Source organism: Acinetobacter sp. WCHAc060042 (assembly GCF_003231195.1).
In the GTDB taxonomy this organism is placed as follows: domain Bacteria; phylum Pseudomonadota; class Gammaproteobacteria; order Pseudomonadales; family Moraxellaceae; genus Acinetobacter.
The window spans coordinates 1-19964 of record NZ_QKVN01000027.1 but is presented as its reverse complement, the minus strand read 5'-3'; the positions used below and the strand labels follow the sequence as shown (position 1 = coordinate 19964).

Annotated in this window: 18 protein-coding genes; 9 read left to right on the top strand and 9 right to left on the bottom strand. The window is 40.3% G+C overall.

Annotated features, from left to right (window positions below; all coding sequences use genetic code 11):
* Positions 1–5: 5 nt before the first annotated feature.
* Positions 6–3284 carry a LysM peptidoglycan-binding domain-containing protein gene (locus tag DPG01_RS12440; RefSeq protein WP_110975307.1) on the bottom strand — a complete coding sequence of 1093 codons (3279 nt, stop codon included), beginning with the start codon at positions 3282–3284 and terminating at the stop codon, positions 6–8.
* A 209-nt stretch (positions 3285–3493) separates the two neighbouring features.
* Here DPG01_RS12440 and dnaQ point away from each other — a divergent pair, with 209 nt between their 5' ends.
* From dnaQ to nudC, 3 genes are all read left to right on the top strand, one after another.
* Positions 3494–4915, top strand: a complete 1422-nt coding sequence (gene dnaQ / locus DPG01_RS12435; protein WP_110975306.1) for a DNA polymerase III subunit epsilon — start codon at positions 3494–3496, stop codon at positions 4913–4915.
* Positions 4916–5041: 126 nt separating this feature from the next.
* Positions 5042–6685 carry a chemotaxis protein gene (locus DPG01_RS12430; protein ID WP_110975305.1) on the top strand — a complete coding sequence of 548 codons (1644 nt, stop codon included), beginning with the start codon at positions 5042–5044 and terminating at the stop codon, positions 6683–6685.
* Positions 6685–7461 carry an NAD(+) diphosphatase gene (gene nudC / locus DPG01_RS12425; RefSeq protein WP_110975304.1) on the top strand — a complete coding sequence of 259 codons (777 nt, stop codon included), beginning with the start codon at positions 6685–6687 and terminating at the stop codon, positions 7459–7461. The genes DPG01_RS12430 and nudC overlap by 1 nt, the downstream gene beginning before the upstream one ends.
* Before the next feature lie 33 nt (positions 7462–7494).
* Here nudC and DPG01_RS12420 read toward each other — a convergent pair whose 3' ends face one another.
* From DPG01_RS12420 to DPG01_RS12410, 3 genes are all read right to left on the bottom strand, one after another.
* A complete protein-coding gene (locus DPG01_RS12420) occupies positions 7495–8379 on the bottom strand; it encodes an alpha/beta hydrolase (protein ID WP_086207795.1) in 885 nt (294 codons plus the stop codon).
* The gene (locus DPG01_RS12415; RefSeq protein WP_086207796.1) at positions 8369–9052 is read right to left on the bottom strand and encodes a BON domain-containing protein; all 684 of its coding nucleotides are present in this window, start codon (positions 9050–9052) and stop codon (positions 8369–8371) included. The genes DPG01_RS12420 and DPG01_RS12415 overlap by 11 nt, the downstream gene beginning before the upstream one ends.
* Before the next feature lie 61 nt (positions 9053–9113).
* Positions 9114–9521, bottom strand: coding sequence for a YraN family protein (locus DPG01_RS12410; protein ID WP_086207797.1), 408 nt, complete (start codon positions 9519–9521; stop codon positions 9114–9116).
* Between the two features lie 363 nt (positions 9522–9884).
* Here DPG01_RS12410 and rsmI point away from each other — a divergent pair, with 363 nt between their 5' ends.
* Entirely contained in the window at positions 9885–10727 is an 843-nt protein-coding gene (gene rsmI / locus DPG01_RS12405) for a 16S rRNA (cytidine(1402)-2'-O)-methyltransferase (RefSeq protein ID WP_110975303.1), read from the top strand.
* Between the two features lie 175 nt (positions 10728–10902).
* Here the strand turns inward: rsmI and DPG01_RS12400 are convergent, their stop codons facing one another.
* The 4 genes from DPG01_RS12400 to DPG01_RS12385 form a co-directional block, all read right to left on the bottom strand.
* On the bottom strand, positions 10903–11832 hold the full coding sequence (locus DPG01_RS12400) for a LysR family transcriptional regulator (RefSeq protein WP_086207799.1): 930 nt from the start codon (positions 11830–11832) through the stop codon (positions 10903–10905).
* Positions 11833–11927: 95 nt separating this feature from the next.
* On the bottom strand, positions 11928–12746 hold the full coding sequence (locus DPG01_RS12395; protein ID WP_110975302.1) for a peptidoglycan DD-metalloendopeptidase family protein: 819 nt from the start codon (positions 12744–12746) through the stop codon (positions 11928–11930).
* 153 nt (positions 12747–12899) lie between these two features.
* On the bottom strand, positions 12900–13670 hold the full coding sequence (gene surE, locus DPG01_RS12390) for a 5'/3'-nucleotidase SurE (RefSeq protein ID WP_086207801.1): 771 nt from the start codon (positions 13668–13670) through the stop codon (positions 12900–12902).
* Between the two features lie 372 nt (positions 13671–14042).
* A complete protein-coding gene (locus DPG01_RS12385) occupies positions 14043–14747 on the bottom strand; it encodes a DUF1003 domain-containing protein (RefSeq protein ID WP_110975301.1) in 705 nt (234 codons plus the stop codon).
* Positions 14748–15356: 609 nt separating this feature from the next.
* Here DPG01_RS12385 and DPG01_RS12380 point away from each other — a divergent pair.
* The 4 genes from DPG01_RS12380 (at position 15357) to DPG01_RS12365 (ending at position 18200) form a co-directional block, all read left to right on the top strand.
* Positions 15357–15731 carry an MCR_0457 family protein gene (locus DPG01_RS12380; RefSeq protein WP_110975300.1) on the top strand — a complete coding sequence of 125 codons (375 nt, stop codon included), beginning with the start codon at positions 15357–15359 and terminating at the stop codon, positions 15729–15731.
* A 187-nt stretch (positions 15732–15918) separates the two neighbouring features.
* The gene (locus DPG01_RS12375) at positions 15919–16305 is read left to right on the top strand and encodes an MCR_0457 family protein (protein WP_110975299.1); all 387 of its coding nucleotides are present in this window, start codon (positions 15919–15921) and stop codon (positions 16303–16305) included.
* A 117-nt stretch (positions 16306–16422) separates the two neighbouring features.
* A complete protein-coding gene (dacC, locus tag DPG01_RS12370; protein ID WP_086207807.1) occupies positions 16423–17571 on the top strand; it encodes a D-alanyl-D-alanine carboxypeptidase PBP5/6 in 1149 nt (382 codons plus the stop codon).
* 92 nt (positions 17572–17663) lie between these two features.
* Positions 17664–18200 (top strand): gamma carbonic anhydrase family protein, encoded by a 537-nt coding sequence (locus DPG01_RS12365; RefSeq protein ID WP_110975298.1) that lies wholly within the window; start codon positions 17664–17666, stop codon positions 18198–18200.
* Between the two features lie 34 nt (positions 18201–18234).
* On the opposite strand, the gene DPG01_RS12360 is transcribed toward DPG01_RS12365, so the two are convergent.
* Positions 18235–19131, bottom strand: coding sequence for a LysR substrate-binding domain-containing protein (locus tag DPG01_RS12360; protein WP_110975297.1), 897 nt, complete (start codon positions 19129–19131; stop codon positions 18235–18237).
* A gap of 125 nt (positions 19132–19256) precedes the next feature.
* Between DPG01_RS12360 and DPG01_RS12355 the strand changes: the two genes are divergently transcribed.
* Positions 19257–19934 (top strand): hydrolase, encoded by a 678-nt coding sequence (locus DPG01_RS12355; RefSeq protein WP_110975296.1) that lies wholly within the window; start codon positions 19257–19259, stop codon positions 19932–19934.
* Positions 19935–19964: the final 30 nt, after the last annotated feature.

Genomic DNA, 19964 nt, shown 5'->3' with positions numbered 1-19964 from the left:
CAATATTAGTTCGGCACCTTAATTACATCGCCAATGCGCAACTGCGTATTCGGCTTAATGTCATTGAGCTCAGCCAATTGCGAAGTGTCCATCCCATAACGACTTGCCAGTCCAATTAAGGTATCACCACGTTTCACTGTGTACTGCGTAATCAGTTTCGGGATTTGAATGCTTTGGCCAACTTGTAAGCCCGAACGAGCACTGAGGTTATTTAAAGTAGCAAGCTCTGACACTGACATCCCAACACGACTTGCAATTGAGTTTAACGATTCACCTGACTTCACTTTATAGCTTTCAGTTGCTCGACCTGAATTTGCTTGTGGTTTTGCTGTCACTGTTTCTGTTTTGATTGGCGCCGGATCAACATCACCGTCTATTTTTAAACGCTGACCGACACGAACATTGGCCGTACGGCTTAAATTATTCAGTTCAGCCAAATAGTTAAGCTGTAAGTGATATTTACGCGCAATACTATTTAGGGTTTCACCCGATTTCACCACGTGAATATCAGTTGAGTTATTACTTGCAATCGTTTGTTTTTCGACTGTTTTCGGCGTTTCAACAGCAGATACTTCACCCGTTAATTTGAGTTTTTGACCCGCACGTAAGCCCGCTGTACGACTCATATTATTGAGGTCAGCAATATAGTCCATACCCAAATTATATTTCGAAGCAATCGCAGTTAACGAATCCCCAGACTGAACCGTATAAGTATCTGGCACAGTTGAACCCGCAGGGATTTTGATTGTTTGACCGACTTGTAAGCCACTATTGCTTGAAATGTTGTTTAAATCCGCAAGCTCAGACAGGCTCATTTTCGACTGTGAGGCAATGCTATAAAGTGTATCGCCACGTTGCACTTTATAACTTTCAACTTTGAACTGTGGTGTAGCTTTAGCATTATCAATTTTAACAGAAGAGGCTTTTGTATTATTTGCCGCTAAGCTTTTAACATCATTGAGAGGCACATTAATTTTTTGTCCCACCAACAAGTTACTGCCCGCATTTAAACCTGGTGTTAAATCTGCCAATTCTTGATTTGATAGCGCATAACGGTCTGCAATCAGTTTTAAATATTCGCCACGTTTCACCGTATAAGACTGAATTGCTACTTTAGTTTGGCTGGTGGCTTTCTCATCGTTAGCTTTTGCGCGTGATTGTGCTGTTTCTTTTAAGGAAAGCTTTTGTCCCACACGCACGCCACTGCTCACACTTAAACCATTATAGTCAGCCAACTGTTTAAGACTTAAACCAAATTCATCTGCAATACCCGTTAAAGTATCATTGGCACGAACGGTATAACTATCAGGCTTAGAATCTGTTTTTATAGCAGAACGCGGTTCGACTTTTTCAACCAGAGGTTTTGCATCATATAAGTAAATAGAGGTTCCGACATAAAGCGTGGCATTGGCATCCATTTGGTTCCATTTCGCTACATCACGCCAATTCACCCCATTTTTAGCTGCAATTACGGCTAAAGTATCACCCGGTTGTACGGTATAAGTTGAACGTTTGCCTTTTGGAGGAACAATTACAATTTCAGAGTCAGTCTTAACAAAGTTTTTACCTTGATTACGTTTCACCTCGTCCGAATCCAGACTGGTATTGTCTGCCACCGATTTTGGATATGCAAAGCCTTTAGTCAACTCTTTACCTTGTAGCTCAGCCACAGACTGACTCGTTTGAATTGCAGTCAGTTTAATTTTGCCATCTAAAGGATCGACAATTTCTGTCCCTTGTGGTGCTAAAGCTTGAATTTCAGCAACCACTTCAGCTTGTTCTGCTTTGGTCGCAACAGGTTTTAGGACTTCATCAACAGTTTTAGTTTGACCTTCAGCCTGAATGGCTGCAGTTAACTGCTCACGCTCCGCAGCAGAAATCGGGGGTTCAACTGATACTGGTTTTACAGGTGTCACAGGCGTTACAGCAACAGGAATACGTGGTGCACTTGGAATATCGCTATTGGCAGCAAAGGCTGCTAGTGCACTCGAACCTTTAGGCGTAGAACCGCGTACGGGGGTACTTACACTTGCGGCACTAGATGACGTTACAGTGGATGTCGTTAACTTCGGCTCAGTTTTGGTTGTTGTTGCCGCCAAAACTGGAGGAGTATTTTTCGATGGAGAAATAGTTTTGCTGTTTAAAGTTGGTGGTTCAACTTTGCTCGGTTGGATTGTTTGATTATTTTCAGGCAATTTAGTATTGGCAGATGCCCATAAACCGCCTGAGCCACCTTGTAACTTCTTCAAACGCGCATCAACCGAAGGGCTCAAATCTGCAGGAATTAAAATTCGCATTGGACTTGAACTATCAATCCACTCTCCACGGTGTCCTGGATTTAACTGATATAATTCGGCTCGGCTTAAACCTGTAATCGACGCAACTTCATTTAAACTCACCGCGCCCACAGTGACTTCTCTAAAGTGCGGACGGTTCGCAATCGGCGGCAAATTAATGTTATAGGCATTTGGATTTTTAATGATCTGCGCAACTGCCAAGAAACGTGGTACATAGTTCATGGTTTCTTCAGGCAGTTTTAACGACCAATAATCCGTTGGTAAACCCGCCGCTTTATTGCGGTTAATCGCTTGTTGAATACGGCCCGGACCTGCATTATAAGCTGCTAGCGCAAGTTCCCATGAACCAAACTGGTTATATAAACTTCCTAAGAATTCATACGCAGCACGCGTTGACTCAACCACATCACGTCGGCCATCGTACTGGCTACTTTGTTTTAAGCCATAAATACGGCCAGTACTTGGAATAAATTGCCATAAGCCGGCAGCTGCAGCACTACTTGTTGCAGCAGGATCATACGAGCTTTCAATCACAGGTAGCAGAGCAAGCTCTGTTGGTAAACCACGACGCTCAGCTTCTTTAACAGTATGATACAAATAACGTGAAGCACGCGCACTTAAGCGATCCAAATACGGTTGACGTGAAATAAACCAACCGCGCTGTGCATCAATACGTGGATTCCAGTGATCACTGTTCATCTTAAAACCCACAGTCATCCGTTTCCACACGTCACCGTGCTTTAACACCAAAAGTCGATCCCCTTCCACCGCGCGCATATCGGTCGCAGAAAGGAGGTCTTCTAAAGAATCTAAACTGTTTGCATCTAAATAACCTGAACCCAGTTGTTTGGACTTCGATGCCTGAGTTGCACTTTGCGTCGAGGAACAGCCTACCAAACCGAGTGTCGCAAGTGCTGAACCGAGGACTGTAATTTTAAATAATGTCGGTAACATCGGTTGGCCAAAAAAGGCAGCTGACTTATACATAAGAGAATCCAAACAACTCGTATAAAATTTATTTTTTAGATCTGCCATTGTAGTAAAGCAGGCCACAGACACAAGGCGTTAATTTAACTCGAAATCAGTATAAATGTTACAAGAAATTAAAAAAGCTGCATCTTATACACTTCTCTAGTGCATTTGCGTTATACAATGGTGCCCGCTTAGTTTTAATTTTCAGTTTACGGAAGTTGTGTATGTCACAAACAATTACCCTGTATGTCGATGGTGCTTGTCGTGGAAACCCAGGTCTTGGGGGATGGGGTGCCTACATTATTACAGAAACTGAAGAACATAAACTGTGTGGTGGTGAAGATAATACCACCAATAACCGCATGGAACTCACTGCCGCTATTGAGGGTATCCTTTTTTGCCCAACAGACGCAAAGTTGATTGTTTGGACAGATTCAACCTACGTAAAACGCGGCATTACCGAGTGGATTACGGGTTGGAAAAAGAAAAATTGGAAAGATGTTAAAAATCCAGACTTATGGCAAAAACTCGATGCAGCCTGTCAAGGGCGTGATATCGACTGGCATTGGGTTAAAGGTCATGCAGGTCACGAAGGCAATGAAATGGCAGATCAATTGGCAAACCTCGGTGCCGATCAAACACAGGCTCAACTTCGTCAGTCTAAAACTGCAACAACAGAACCCTCTGTAGATAAAAAAAAAGTTGAACCCGACTGGTTGTTAAACGATCCTTTTGGTTTGGGTTTCGATGACGAAGAAGCCGATGACAGCGAAGATTTAGCCGAAAGTGAAATAGACGTTCCAGTACAAGTACCAAGTACAGTAGCTGAACCAGAATTTGAGACAACGAAGCCTTCTACTGATCAAACGCCTGAAATTACGGCAAGTGTCGATTTAACACAACTCAATCAACATCCGCAAATTGTGATTACCCCGCGTAAGGTTGAAGTCTTTGGTTCAAGACAACTCATTCTCGATACCGAAACCACAGGTTTTTATTATCAAGATGGCGACCGTATTATTGAAGTCGGCGCCATTGAAATGGTCAACCGCAAACTTACGGGTAGTTCAATTCATATTTATATCAATCCGCAAAAACCTGTGGGCGACTCTGAAAATGTCCACGGTATTTCAGATGACTTTCTTAAAGACAAACCGCTGTACCAAGATATTGCAGATACTTTGTTTGCATATTTAAAAGGTGCTGAGATCATTGCACATAACGCGACTTTCGATATGAACTTCTTAGATACAGAGTTCAAGCGTGCAGGTTTTGTTGCGCTTTCTGAAGTATGTGCGGTGACAGATACTCTCGCGATGGCAAAGTCTAAGCATCCGGGACAGAAAAACTCACTCGATGCCTTAGTTCGCCGTTACGAAATTCCACAGCGTGACCGTACATTCCACGGCGCATTGCTAGATGCTGAAATCCTTGCTGATGTTTACTTAGCTATGACGGGTGGTCAGGTTTCTTTTGATATGGACGCCCTATCACATAGCGAACAACAAAATAGCCAAGCAACACGTCAAACACTTGAAATTGAACTCCCAGTGATTTTACCCTCGACCGAGGAACTAGAAGCACATGAGACTTGGGTCAAACAATACCAAGAAAAACATGGCACACCTTGCCTTTTCGCCAAATAAAATCTAAAGTTTTTGTTAACTTTTGTATTACAAGATTTTTCAGTTAGGCTATAGTGATAAACAAGTTGCTATGCCTCTATTTGGCAGCATATAAACACGATAAAACACTAGGATAGGTGCAGATCAATGTCTTACCAAACCTCTATTCATTTTGATCCAACAGCGCTGCTGATAATAAAAAATGAAGTGGATAATTCCATTAAACTGGTTGAATCAGCTGTGAGCACCTTAGCAGAAGATCAGACTTTACCATTTGGAATTGACGATGCATTAAACCAATTTGAGCAGTGTGCTCAAGTCCTTGCATTGATTGATATGCCAAGCTTGGCAAAAATTGCTGAATACTCTGCTGAGTTAATGCGCAAGATCATGGGGAATCCTGCACAAATTAATACTCAAGATGTCATTGCGCTGAGTGAAGGCACAACGATGCTAAAGCGCTACATTGAATTCATCTGCTTAAGAGAAGTCAAAATTCCACAGTTTTTACTCGATACATTAAACCGACTGGAGCTGGCTTTAGGCAAACCTTTGACCCAAGAAGGTCAACATATCGAGTCGCTATTAGATTGCATCACTCCTGATTTTCATTTACCCCAAGCACCAAGCCTTGAAAAATCACAATACGTTCACCGCTTGTATAAGCTTTCTCTAAGCAAAATGCTGAAGCAAGAAGAGAGTGAGTTGGACTTACAAGCTATAAAATTGGTTGGAACCTATTTAGCGGGGCTATCTGAACAAACACCAAGTAAACAGTATTGGAACTTGGTCTATGTTGCACTCAATCAAATTGATCAGCTCATCATCAATGAACCCCGCTTACGCACCCTAGTCAGTATTGAACGTAATATGGCGCAATTCTTTGCAGCCCCTGAAAGCTTCAAAGCAGACTTAACAGATCTTGCTAATATTCTCAGCCTTTGTATTAGCCAAGAAGATGAAGTATCTCAGCAAATTCGGAGTCAACTCAACATTGGCGATGACCTACTGACTGATACTCAACTACAAGTTTTCAGCCGCCACTTATATGGCCCTGATTTTGAAACAATGCATACGATTAGTGATTTGGTCACCGCTGAAATGTCACAAATCCGTAATGATATTGAGTACAACTACCAAAACATGACGCCAGAAAAGACTCAAGAGCTTCAAGCGAAGCTGGTCGATCTTGCCAATATTTTCAAAGTGTTAAACTTAAATGAAGCGTATAATGACTTGAACCGTCAGGCAGCATCTCTCAGTCAAACTGATATGCTTAAAGATGAAAACTTTGCACAACAACTCATGAATGTCATTCTGTCAGCAATGAACTCGATTGGCGTACTAGAGCGTCACCATACATCAAGCCGCTTACAGCTTCGTGTCAACAACATGAATATCTCGCTAGACCGTTTAGACGAAGCACATGCAGCTTTGCTCACAGAAGCAAAAGTATCCATTGATTTAAGCAGTCAAGCATTGACGCAATACCAACAAGAACAAAACTTAATCGTGCTTGAGAATACCTCTGCCCAGTTACGTGAAGTAGCTGGTGCAATGTTGTTCTTGGGTGCAGAACATGGTCAAACAGCACTGAATATTGCAGCAGCATTTGTTCAACAACAGCTAGATGCAGAAACGGCTCTGACGGCAGCGCAAGTGAATCATGTGCTTGATGCACTCGCAAGTGCCGATATGCTGATTGAGAATTTAAAGAGTAAACAACCTGTATTACACAGCATGTTTGATGTAGCATTAGCCAGTAGCCAAAACTTAAAGACTGTTGCCTAATGTCAGAATTATCACTTGCATATATTTTTCATCAACAACAATTATTGGTTGACCATAACTTCCAATTGCCCCGTGTAGAAAAGTTAGCAAGTGATTTAAGTTTTCACTCGGGTGATCAGGTGATTGCCCGAGATTTATTAGAAAATGAGCCTATTCCCGAAGGCTTGCAGTTAATTCCAATTCGTCAGTTACTTCCACTTTGGAGTACTGAGCAATTTGAGCAAGCCAGCCGCGCAATCCAACTACTAGAATGGCGCCGTAATCATAAGTACTGTAGCCACTGTGGTCATGCCACTCAAGCACATGCAACCGAATACGCCATGATTTGCCCTGCTTGTGGTTATCATCAGTACCCACGTGTACAACCGTGTGTGATTACAGTCATCACTCGGGGAGAAAATGAAATCCTATTGGCTAAAAATGCACGCAACACACGCAGCAACATGTATGGTTTGATTGCAGGTTTTGTTGAGGTCGGTGAAACTTTAGAAGAAGCGGTACGTCGCGAAACATTGGAAGAAGTCGGGATTCAAGTGCAAAATATTCAATACTTGGCAAGCCAGCCTTGGCCTTTCCCGAGTAATTTAATGGTTGCATTTAAAGCTGAATATGCCTCGGGTGAACTATGTTTACAAGAAGAAGAAATCAGTGATGCACAATTCTTTAAGTTTGATCAACTCCCTGAAATTCCTTTTAAAGGCAGTATCGCGCATGCGATGATTATGCATGCGACTCAAGGGACTATTGTGGCCGATGACACACGTGAGTGGCTATAAGCTCACTCACTTCCATGATAAGTTACGATCCAATTAATGCTTAAGCGCATCCTCTAACGCCTGCATGATTTTTTGCTTGGTACTAAAGTAACGACTAAATAAACTTGATACTGAACCAATCATCGAGATATGCCCCATACGTGGTACGGTCCAAAGTTGACTGTAATTACCCTTTTCTTTCAATCTACGATCCAAGTCAACAGCATTGCTTAAGCCAACAATGTCATCATTTTCTGCAACCAGCAGATAATGTTTCACCGTATTCGACTCAACAAAATAATACGGCATGACTTCTTGATAAGGCTTGTTTTGATCAAAAGCATCTGCACAAATTGGATCGCCTTTATAGTCAAAATGATAAGGCCCTGCCAAACCAATAATGGCCGTAATTTGACTTCGGCACTGGATCTCATAAGGCTTAGGATGATAAAGCGCCGACATCACATTAAATGCACCTGCGGAATGCCCCATCAATACAACTTTTTCAGTCGAAATCTGATACTTTTGTTGATGCACATTTAAAAAGTTTAAAGCCAAACTCAAGTCATCAATTGAGGTCGGAAAGATATGCTCAGGTGCCAAATGATAATTAATCACTGCCACATCAAAACCTTCTTTGGCAAAAGCCTCACCAATGAAGCGATAGTCTTTCTTATCACCATGCATCCACGCACCACCATGCACAAAAACAATTAGTGGACGATGCTCACGTGGCGTTTGTGTGCGGAACAAATCCAAACGATGTCGCGCACGCAAACCATAAGCTACATTTTCTTGAACGAAATAGCCTTTACGCGGCGTTAAACGGTTTAGGGCATAGCTACCGACATCATAAATACGAAAATCACGGTACAGTAATCTTGCATACTCTACCGAACGATTCAGTCCTTTAATAAAAGGCTGAAGTTTATTGAACATTACTTGGCTCAACTTGGTCTGGGTCTATCGCTACAGGTGTTTGTTCTGTAGGTACAGCATTCATCATAGGTGATGCAAATGCATTGCTCGTTTGTGATTGTTGTTCAATGTTATCAACTAAGGTAATAATTTTAGTGACGTTACCCACTTGTTGTAATACTTGGTTTAAGTCCGCAATTTCAGCAGTATTTAAACGCCCCATCACATACAACACGCCATCTTCTGTGTGAATCCGTACTTTTGCATCAGAAACCACCGCTGCTTTCATAATCAAACCACGGGTATTAGCCGTCACCGATGTATCTTGCATGATCGTACCGTAACTGATCTGGTCTCCAACAGTAATATAATTATGTACCGTTTTCACATCCGACATCGCACGGACATTATCTTCTGCGAGTTGACGTAAATGCTGATCAGGAACTTGTCCTGTTAATAGTACATTGCCGTGAAAACTTTCAATATTGACACGTGACTGTTTAAAACGGCTATCCAATTTATATAAATTAATTTTTGCAGTACGCTCAATTGAAGAGTCGATGAAAACTTGTCCTAATGAACGCGCACCACTTTCTGTTCCTACAGCAGCTGTCCCTGTTCCACCCGAAATGAAACTTGCACATCCAGATAAACTTGCGACACATAATACGGTCATTGCAATACGATTGAACACTCAGCAAGACTCCTCAATTTTTCAAACTATTTTTAATGCAGCATTTCAGCTCTGATTTTGTTCAAAGATTAATAAAGTCTTGATCAAAAGTAAAAGCATTTTCTATCCATTGCTGATCATAAGTGAATTTTGAAAAATCTTGCTGTATGGTTTTTGCAATTTCTTTAAAAAAATCAAAACAAATCACATCAAAGCGACAATAATAATGCTGGAAATGTGGATGATCTTGTAAAAATAACATGGCCGTTTTGGCTATTTTACGCTGTTTTGACTGGGAAATTGTTTCAACAGCTTGCGCAAATCGCGTTCTTGATCGCGCTTTAACCTCAACAAAGACCAACTCTTGCTCCTTCTGTACAATTAAATCAATTTCACCAAATCTTGAATGATAATTGCCTACCACATAAGCATAACCCTGTTGTTCTAATAAGACCAAAGCTTGCTGCTCTGCCCACTGTCCCAGTTTCATTCTGTTCTATTTCCCCGTTATTATTTTCTATGAATGGCAGTATGATCTAAAAATCACAGCTTAAATTATATATAGTTTGATGACTTTCATTATCTTCCTATCCGCTTAGACATAAAAGCTCTGATCTGAGATGTCTCACCACCACTTTTCTTGATGACTTCTACTTTTCCTTATTTCTTAATAGCCAAATTTCAAGCGAAATCTTAAATTGTAGCTGGAAAATAGATGCCTCATAGATTCTAATTCACGCCATAGCGAGCAATTCGGGTAGAATGATGTATTGCAGTATGTTTGAAAAGATATATTGCACTTTTAGACTTTCAAGCGAAGTCCTTTTATTATTTTGCAGTGCGGAGAAAACCCATGAGTGCCCAGTTATTTGTAGTCGCAACCCCTATCGGGCACTTAGATGACATGACTTATCGTGCAATTGATGTATTAAAGTCAGTCAAAGTGATTGCTGCTGAAGATACACGAACCTCAGCTCAACTTCTTAAGCACTTCAATATTCAAACCCCTCTTACTGCATGTCATGATCACAACGAAAGTAATAAAATCGACTTGTTAATTCAGCGCTTGCTAAAGGGCGAAGACATGGCGCTGATCAGTGATGCAGGTACGCCACTGATTAGTGATCCCGGTTTTAAATTGGTTCGTGCTGCACAAGAGCATAATATCCGCGTCATTCCTGTCCCTGGCGCTTGTGCCGCAATTGCTGCTTTAAGTTCAGTAGGCTTACCCAGTGACCGTTTTAGCTTCGAGGGATTTTTATCCTCCAAACAAACTCAGCGACTAGCAAACCTAGAAAAACTCAAAGACGAGACACAAACGCTAATTTTTTATGAAGCACCACATCGCATTTTAGACAGTGTCACAGATATGGCGAAGGTGTTTGGAGCAGATCGCCCTGTTGGTTTTGCACGTGAAATTACCAAAACCTTTGAAACCATCAAGAAAATGACTTTAGGTGAACTGGTGGCGTTCATAGCCAACGACAATCATCAACAAAAAGGTGAAATTGTTCTGGTTGTAGGCGGTGCAACTGCAGAAAAAGATATGGAACAAGAAAAGCTTGATCAGCTTTTAACACGCCTCTTACAAGATTTATCTGTAAAAGCTGCATCTCAATTGGCTGCCGACTTAACAGGGATCAAAAAGAAAATTGCCTACCAACGTGCTTTAGAACTCACTCAAGGTGACGCTTAAAAATACAAAAATAAAGAGCAGCAGAATTTAGGTTATTTTGCCTCATTCTACTGCTCTAAATGTTAAGCGGATCAATGTGAACCGCTTAACCCGAAATTATGTTTTTATATCAGTAAAAATTTATAAGTAAGAATATGTAGAGCTTGCCTCATACTTGAGTATTGTCTCTATAGAATTAGCTTGCTTCTTGGTAGATACGACCGCCAGGTAGTTGGCAAAAGTATTGTTTCAAGGCATCCAAACAACGATGGATCTTCATCGGCTGTTGTTCATGCTTTGAAGTGATAGCATATAAAGTAAAATTTGGTAGCTTCCATTCTGGAATAACTTCTACTAAAGAACCGTTCACCAATTCTTTTTGTACATCCAAATATAAAATCCGAGCGACCCCATGACCATGCTGGCACAGCGTTTTTGTCACCAAAATATTGTTACTGGCTACTCTCGATTTCATCTCAAGCTCAACCATCTCACCTGTAACCACATTTTTAAAATCAAAATCATGATTATTTTTCATGATGGTAATCGGAATAAGATCGTGATTTTTTAAATCTTCAGGTCGTGAAATTGGCGCCGACTGGTTCAAATAACTCGGCGATGCAACCAAAATTTGTTCAACACGAGCCAAAGGCACAACATGAAAACTCTGATCGTCAACTATTGGCCCCATTCTTAAAGCAATATCAATACGCCCTGCAAGCAAGTCCACATAATGATTATCTGCTTCTATATGAACAGATAATCCACGATGTGCAGACATCCAATGTGACAAAGCAGGAATCACATGATTTGCACCCAACTCTGGCGTAGTCGCTATTCGTAGCTCACCGACTAGATCATCGCGCAATTCATTGATACGTATTTTGCCACGTTCAGCAGCGGCGAGCATTTCTTGACAGCTGTGGAAAAAAGCCTGACCTGCTTCAGTTAAATTCAACTTTCGAGTTGAGCGATGTAGAAGAACAACTTCCATCTCTTGCTCTAAAGAACGAATTTGCTGGCTCACAGCACTTGTAGTGATGCCTAGCTCACGCGCAGCACCACTAAAGGAACTTTTTTCTACAACACAAGCAAAAACACCCATTGCCCGTAGTTGATCTAACATAAAATTCTCTCTGGATTCATGAGAAGTTTTCATCTTTTCGATAAAAACAACTCATTGTATTATACGGTGAATTTTTTGCTTTGCATCCAGATTTTTTAATTTAATGGTAAAACTATAGTCGGATTGATTGGCTTGCCATCTAGGCGTACTTGGAACTCCAACATGGTACGATTTGTGCCTGTTGATCCCATTTCAGCAATTTTTTGGCCCGCTGTCACATTTTGACCGCTCTTCACATTCATTGCACTATTATGTGCATAGGCTGTGATATAGCCATCAATATGCTTGATCAAAATTAAGTTCCCATATTCTTTTAAACCGTCTGCCGCATATACCACCTGCCCATCTGCTGCTGCATAGATTGGATCGCCTTGGTTACCAGCATAGCGAATACCTTTCACATTATTGGCTAAATTGTAACCTTGCAATACAGCACCATTACTCGGTTTAACCCAACGTAAAGTCGAGGTTTGCGAGCTCGCAACAGGTGCAGTCGGTACTTTAGCAGGAGTCGTGCTGGTTGTGGTGGCTGTATTTTGACTCGGGAGACCAACATTTTGACGTTGAATTGGAGCAACTTGGGTCATTGGTTGTGTTGTTGTGGTACGCGGGCTCCCTGAGCCTTTTAAGCGTAGTGATTGCCCCACATAAATTCGGTACGGTGCAGCAATATCATTCATCTCTGCAACTGACAAATAACTCAGCCCATAACGCATCGCAATACCACTCAAAGTATCACCCGAACGAACCGTATAATAGTCTGGTGCTTTCGCAAAACGTGTTGCATTGTTGACCTGTGGCTTAGACGCACAACCACTTAAAATAACAGTCGAAACAACAGCAGTTGATAAAACAACTGTCTTCAACATGGCTGCGGGTACTGCAATGAAACGGATTTGAGACAACACAGACATTTATCTTACTCTCTAAAAAATACAAAAATAATAAATTTAATTTGCGCTAAGATTAGCAAAAAAGCATGTAGAAATAGTATCTCTGCGCGTATTTTCACAAAGTTATAACAAACAGTTGAGCATACGCCTTGTATTACCCAGCTGTATGGCTATTTATGGGTTCATTTGGACTTGTAATGCATGTAAAACGTCATAATTGGTGGCATCCATTTGAATAGGGGTAATACTCACAAAACCATGTGCCACTGCAAAAAAGTCAGACTCTACAGCATCATACCCCTGTTTAGGCTCTACTACCGCTTCACCAGATAATCCAATCCAATAGACTTGGCGCCCACGTGGGTCAACATGGCTGGTAATTGGTTTCGACTGACTACGACGTCCTTGATAGGTAATTTTCGCTCCCTGTAACTCTGCTACATCTGGGATATTAATGTTTAAAATATGTCGTGGTGGTAGCGTAGGCAAACCTTGTTGAACAAAGTCATGTACCCATTGTGCTGCATATTGATAATCTTCTGGGCTGTTGTAAGAACGTACTTCTGGCCCAGCCAATGATACTGCAATCGCAGGTTGCTTCATGAGTCGACCTTCAAAAGCTGCACCCACTGTTCCTGAGTACAGCACATCATCCCCCAAATTTGCCCCACTGTTAATCCCACTTACAACAAGGTCAAATTCAAAATCAAACAAACCATTCATAGACAAATACACACAGTCTGCAGGTGTACCATTGACTGCCCACATATCAGGTGCAATTTCAATTGGGCGTAACGGGCGATCCAAGGTCAAAGCGCTAGAAAAACCGCTGCGTTCACTTTCTGGGGCTACAATTACAACTCGACCTAAAGGACGTAAAGCACGTGCCAATGCTTGAATACCAGGGGCAAAAACACCATCGTCATTAGCTATTAAAATATTCACTGAGGTCTTCTTAAATCTGCATGAGTCTATAAAAAATGTATACACCTAAGTTTATCTTAAACTTAGCCATTTTTAGTCAGCAATTAAAATCAGTAGATTTACAGATAATATGAAAACATTAGCTAAAGAATTTAATGCCTTCAACGCCAAAATAAAAACGTATCGCATCTTAGGTGCAGACTGCACTATACATTGAGATAAAGCCATCTGAAAAGCAGGAACAACGAGTCTGAATGAATATTCAGTTATTACTTTACAAAAGGAAGAAAGCAGCAAGATAAAATAAGCTAGCTGCTTCAGGCTTAAGCATAGAAAACAAGCCAAAGAAAAGATAATCTAACCGATAATTATGTTCAGCATTTGTTCATCAAATTATTCATGTTTTTTACTCATTTCAGATAATAAATCCAGTTGTATTTCTTGTATTTGAGCTAATCTATTCCACTGATGCATCAATAGATGATCTAGTTTTTCATTTAAATGTTGAATTTCTAACTCCGCCTTTAAATTTATTTTATAATCGTTTTGCGAACGCAACCTGTCTTTGGCTTCTTGTCTATTTTGGCTCATCATAATAACGGGAGCCTGAACAGCTGCGATACAAGATAAAATTAAATTTAATAAAATAAAGGGATATGGATCCGCAGGATGTGAAACCATCACGACTGTATTGATAATAATCCAGATCGCAAGGAAAAGCGCAAAGCACATGAGAAAAGCCCAACTGCCACCAAAACTAGCAATTCTATCTGCCAATCTTTCCCCTAGACTCCAATTTTGATTGAGCTGATCTTCTACATTTTGAGTGATCACCTCATGGTGTTGCAGACTTTTAATGACTTCACGCTCAAGATCTGTAACCTCTCCTTTCTCAGATTTTAACAGTGAATGAACATACTGAATTCGATATTTGGCTAAATCTGCCTGGCAAATATAACTTTGCGGTGACCATTCTGGGAAGTCATGTGCAATTTCTTCGATGATGGATTTTCGTATTGTCCCCATAGGAATGATATTTTTAATGAGGAATTTTTCCCCACAGACTAGACACTCACGACTTTCATTTTTTTCACTCATGATCACTCGCTTTAATAATCATTATGGTTTTTGGGGAGTAAGCATAATCGAATAAATTTCAAACCAATGTCAAATTTCACGACTTTTCAAATGAATGACAGCCATTCATATTTCCATAGAAAATATCAATATATCGTCCCACTAAACCTAAACATCGAAGATTTCTTTTCCCACGATATCCCTACACGGATTATAACTCGCAACTATGTTCTAAGGCTTAGAAATATCATAAGATAAATTATATATATTTGAAATTTATAATATTTTCTAATTCAGCACTCAATAAGTTTTTCTTTATGCTCTCACCGCTTAACATTATAGCCATCTGGCTAAATCTCACTAAAATCAAAACAATGTTGTACTCAGATGGCTCATCTGTCGACACATTTTCCAAAATATAAACATTTATCGAATTAAGTAGCTCATCATCAAGCAAGCCTCAATTAAAAATGCCTAATAAATAACCTCAATGAGGTCATACTTGTCCACTATCAAAATATTCAAAAAAATTTCTATTAAAATGACTGGTGAGAACTTTTCATTGAATTCTAACTGAAAATATATATATATTGGTTGCTCCGTATCCACCATAAATATGTGATTTTAAAAATGATTAAAACCTTAACATTACGTAATTTCTTCGGATTAGGCATGGCTATCATAATCTCTCAATCTGCTTTTGCTGTTGAAGGATTAAGTACAGAAGAAGCCAATACCATTGTGAAAGAAGATATTGCAGCAGCGCAAGTCATGACTGAATTTTGCCCTGCTTTGGTGGGTCAAGCTCCTAAAATTGAAAGTAACATCCAAGCGCTTATTCAAACATATTTGCAAGATTATTCTGACAAGTCGATGACATACGCAAAATTACAGTCAGATAGCGAATACCAATCTATCCTCAAAGCGGCACGTGCAGATGCAAACGGTGCAGACAAAGCAGAACAAAAATCTGTATGTGATGATGTCGTAAACTTTGAAGGTTAATTGAGTAGCCAGCCGTGCAAAATAAAAAAGGTGAATAAATCAAAATATTCACCTTTTTTAACATCAAAAATGTCAACACTGTAAATTTACCTCAACAGCTTCTATACATTTATTCGCTTACATTTACTTAAAATTTGTTTAAGCTCATCATATTATGGCACTAACAAGTATGGTCTTAAGGTTTCAAATGAATTTGAATATGATGAAAAAAGTGATTTTAGCGGTGTGCAGTTCTACTTTAATGGTCATCAGTTCCGCGCAAGCAGCCACTAAAGATGAAAATATTGAAGTCACCCCACTACAACAAGTGACTCAACAAGAATTAGCTGCAATTTATGTACTCTCAGAAGTTTGCCCAGATCTAGTTTCTGACCAAAAGCAGTTTGAAAATGGCTATAACTCTTTAGCAAAAGAGTATCTTCCACAACAAGAAAACCCTGCTGCATATCTGAAAAAACTCAGTAAAGAAAAAAAATTCAAGCCAATTTTAGCTGAAGCGCAAGCCGATGCAAAAAAAGCAGGCAAAGCAAAGAATCAAGAAATTTGTACAGAATTGAGTACTTACAGCAAATAATACCAATTGGTTACAATATCTTTAAAATAAGCCGATTTCTCCCATAGAAGTCGGCAGAACTTTGTCCTAAAATGCAAGGCTCTCGTGCTTATACTAAAGAAATCGGAACCCCTTAGAATGATTCAAAAAAGCGCCCTTGCTGCGGCATTACTCGTACCAAGCATTTCCTTTGCAGCAACTGTCTTATCCTCACCACCAGAACTAAATAATAAATCATACGTGCTGATGGATTATGAGACTGGGCAAATCCTCGCATCAAAAAATGAAAACGAAAAATTAGCACCTGCCTCAATGACAAAAATGATGACCAGCTTCATTATTGAACAGAAATTGCTGGCAGGTGAACTGACTGAAAATGAAAAAGTTCGCATGAACGAATCTGCATGGTGTCGTGGCAGCAGTTCAGAATCATGTATGTATGTTCCTTTGAACGGTACTGCAACTGCATTAGAGATGCTACGAGGCATTATCATTCAATCGGGAAATGATGCATCTAAAGCGATGGCTGAGCACATTGCTGGTAACGAAGGTACTTTCGTACATATGATGAATTCTGAAGCAAAACGTATCGGTATGAGCAATACCAGCTTTATGAATTCAACTGGTATGCCAGCTGAAGGTCACTACTCAACCGCTAAAGACATGGCAACGCTTGCACAGCACATCATTCATGATAGCTCAAAATACTATCCTATTTATTCTGAAAAAGAGTTTAGCTTTAACGGCATTAAACAAGGTAACCGAAATGCCTTGCTTTATACCGACCCAAGTGTCGATGGTTTGAAAACCGGCCATACTGATGAAGCTGGTTATTGTTTGACCACATCAGCAAAACGCGGGCCTATGCGTTTAATTTCGGTGATTTTTGGTGCGCCAAGCATGCAAGAACGCGCAACACAAACACGTGAAATTTTAGCGTGGGGTTATGCGAACTTTGAAACTAAAAACGTACAAGCAGCGAACCAAGTTTTAGCCAAATCGAAAGTGTGGTTTGGTAAAGACAGTGAAGTCCCTGTGGGCCTAGCTGAAACGTTCAACGTGACCATGCCTAAAGGTCAAGCCAACTCTATTAAAACGCAGATTGTAGTTCAACCGAAACTCACTGCACCGTTGAAAAAGGGTCAAGTGGTTGGTAAATACGTTGCAAGCCTTGATGGTAAAGTAATTGCTGAAAAGCCACTGGTTGCATTAAAAGATGTTGAAGAAGCAGGCTTCTTTGCGCGTATGTTAGATCACATCAAACAATTCTTCTCAAACTTATTCTAAGTCATATTTAGACTTAAGTTAAAGCATCCACACCTCGGTCTGGGTGCTTTTTTATTTTATAATGAGCACCTACATAAAAGCAGAACACCAATATGGCTAAAAATATTCGCCCCTATTTGAACACCACACCGCAACTGGGTAACAATTGCTATATTGATGAAATGTCCGTAGTGATTGGCGATGTCATTTTGGCTGACAATGTTTCAGTCTGGCCTTTTGCTGTGATTCGAGGCGATGTCAATTCAATCCGAATTGGTAAAAACTCAAATGTACAAGACCATGCGATGCTGCATGTCAGTCATAAAAAAGTAGACAAACCTAACGGTTCTCCTTTGATCATTGGTGATGATGTGACTATTGGACATCATGTCACTTTACATGGTTGTACTATTGGCAATCGCGTATTGATTGGCATCAACAGCATTGTTTTGGATGATGTCGTTATTCCTGACGATGTCATGATTGGTGCAGGCACACTAGTGCCTCCTGGAAAAGTGCTGGAAAGTGGCTATTTATATGTCGGAAGTCCAGCTAAAAAGGTACGCTCACTTACGGAAAAAGAATTAGCATTTTTACCCTATTCAGCACAAAACTATGTGAAAGTTTCAGGGCATTATTTAGAGTCATAGACCTATGTGCGAGTTGCATCGCACTTTTCATTTCTTAATATTTTTCAAATGCTGTCACCAAAAAGTCAATTAAAGCTTTCACTGATGGTAACAAACCACGTCTAGAGGTATAGGCTAAGTGAATCAACTCTGGTTTTGGCTCCCAGTTTGGAATTACTTTGACTAAACGCCCTTCTTTTAAATCCTGATGAATAATTAGTTCAGGCAACTTGGCAATCCCAAGACCTTGTAAAGTCGCTACATGCAATGCGTTGAGATCAGTAGTGGTCAGTCTCGGTTCACACTTCAGCACGTATGGTTCTTCATTTTCATCGAATAACTTCCAATGATATTCAGGTACAAATGACTCCATCATCAACACAGGCCATTGATTTAACTCTTTAGGATGTTGAATGGAAAACTGCTGATAGGCCAATTGTGGACTCGCCACAATAAACTGCCGAGACAAAGACAAGTTACGTACAACGAGTCCACTATCTTCTAGTGGTAAGGGGCGGATACGTATTGCCAGATCGTAACGCTCATTCATCAAATCTACTTTTCGATTGGTGGCTTCAACATGTAAACGCACTTTGGGATATTTCTTTAAAAAATCATTCAGCATAGTGCTGACATTCAAATGCAATAAATTCACAGGACATGAGATTTTCACTGTGCCTACAGGTTCTAAACTAAGCATTTCAATAGCTGCATCTGCCGCTTCAGCCTCAATAATCATGGCTTGGCAGTGCTGATAATAGACTTTTCCTACTTCTGTGACGGATACACTGCGTGTGGTTCGATTCAGTAACTTTACCCCTAAACGGTTTTCCAACTCAGCAATACGACGGCTGAGTAACGATTTAGTGATCATCAGTTCATTACTGGCCGCGGAAAAACCACCATACTCAATCACTTTAGCAAAATAATACAGGTCATTAAAATCTTTCATCTACAATCCCTGAACATCTAATTGTTCTTTTAGTATGACAATGTTTCCCATATTAGGTATTTTTTCACCTTTGTCATGAAATTAACATAGCAATCACCAGTTAATCCATACAAAAGGTAATAAAAATGTCTACTCCAGCAAACTTCAACGGTCAACGTCCTGTGATTGATCCAACAGATTCAGCGATGCTTTTAATTGACCATCAAAGTGGTTTATTTCAAACTGTAGGCGACATGCCGATGCCTGAATTGCGTCAACGCGCAGCAGCTTTGGCAAAAATTGCATCACTCGCCAATATTCCAGTCATTACAACAGCCTCTGTTCCTCAAGGTCCAAATGGTCCCTTAATTCCAGAAATACACCAAAATGCCCCACATGCACAATATGTAGCACGTAAAGGTGAAATTAATGCATGGGATAACCCAGACTTTGTCGATGCAGTCAAAGCGACAGGGAAAAAGACCTTAATTATTGCAGGAACCATTACTAGTGTATGTATGGCTTTCCCTGCGATTAGTGCAGTTGCTGAAGGTTATAAAGTTTTCGCAGTGATTGATGCTTCAGGGACATACACCAAAATGGCAGAGGAAATTACTCTTGCACGTGTGGTTCAAGCAGGTGTTGTACCGATGGATACTGCGGCAGTTGCTTCTGAAATCCAAAAAACATGGAATCGTGAAGATGCTCAGGAATGGGCTCAAGTCTACACTCAGATCTTTCCTGCTTATGCTTTGCTAATGGAAAGCTATGTGAAAGCGCAAGAAGTGGTTCAAAATAACGAAGTTTTAGACTCAAGTCGTTAATACTAAATCATAAGAAGTTTAGGGAATAAC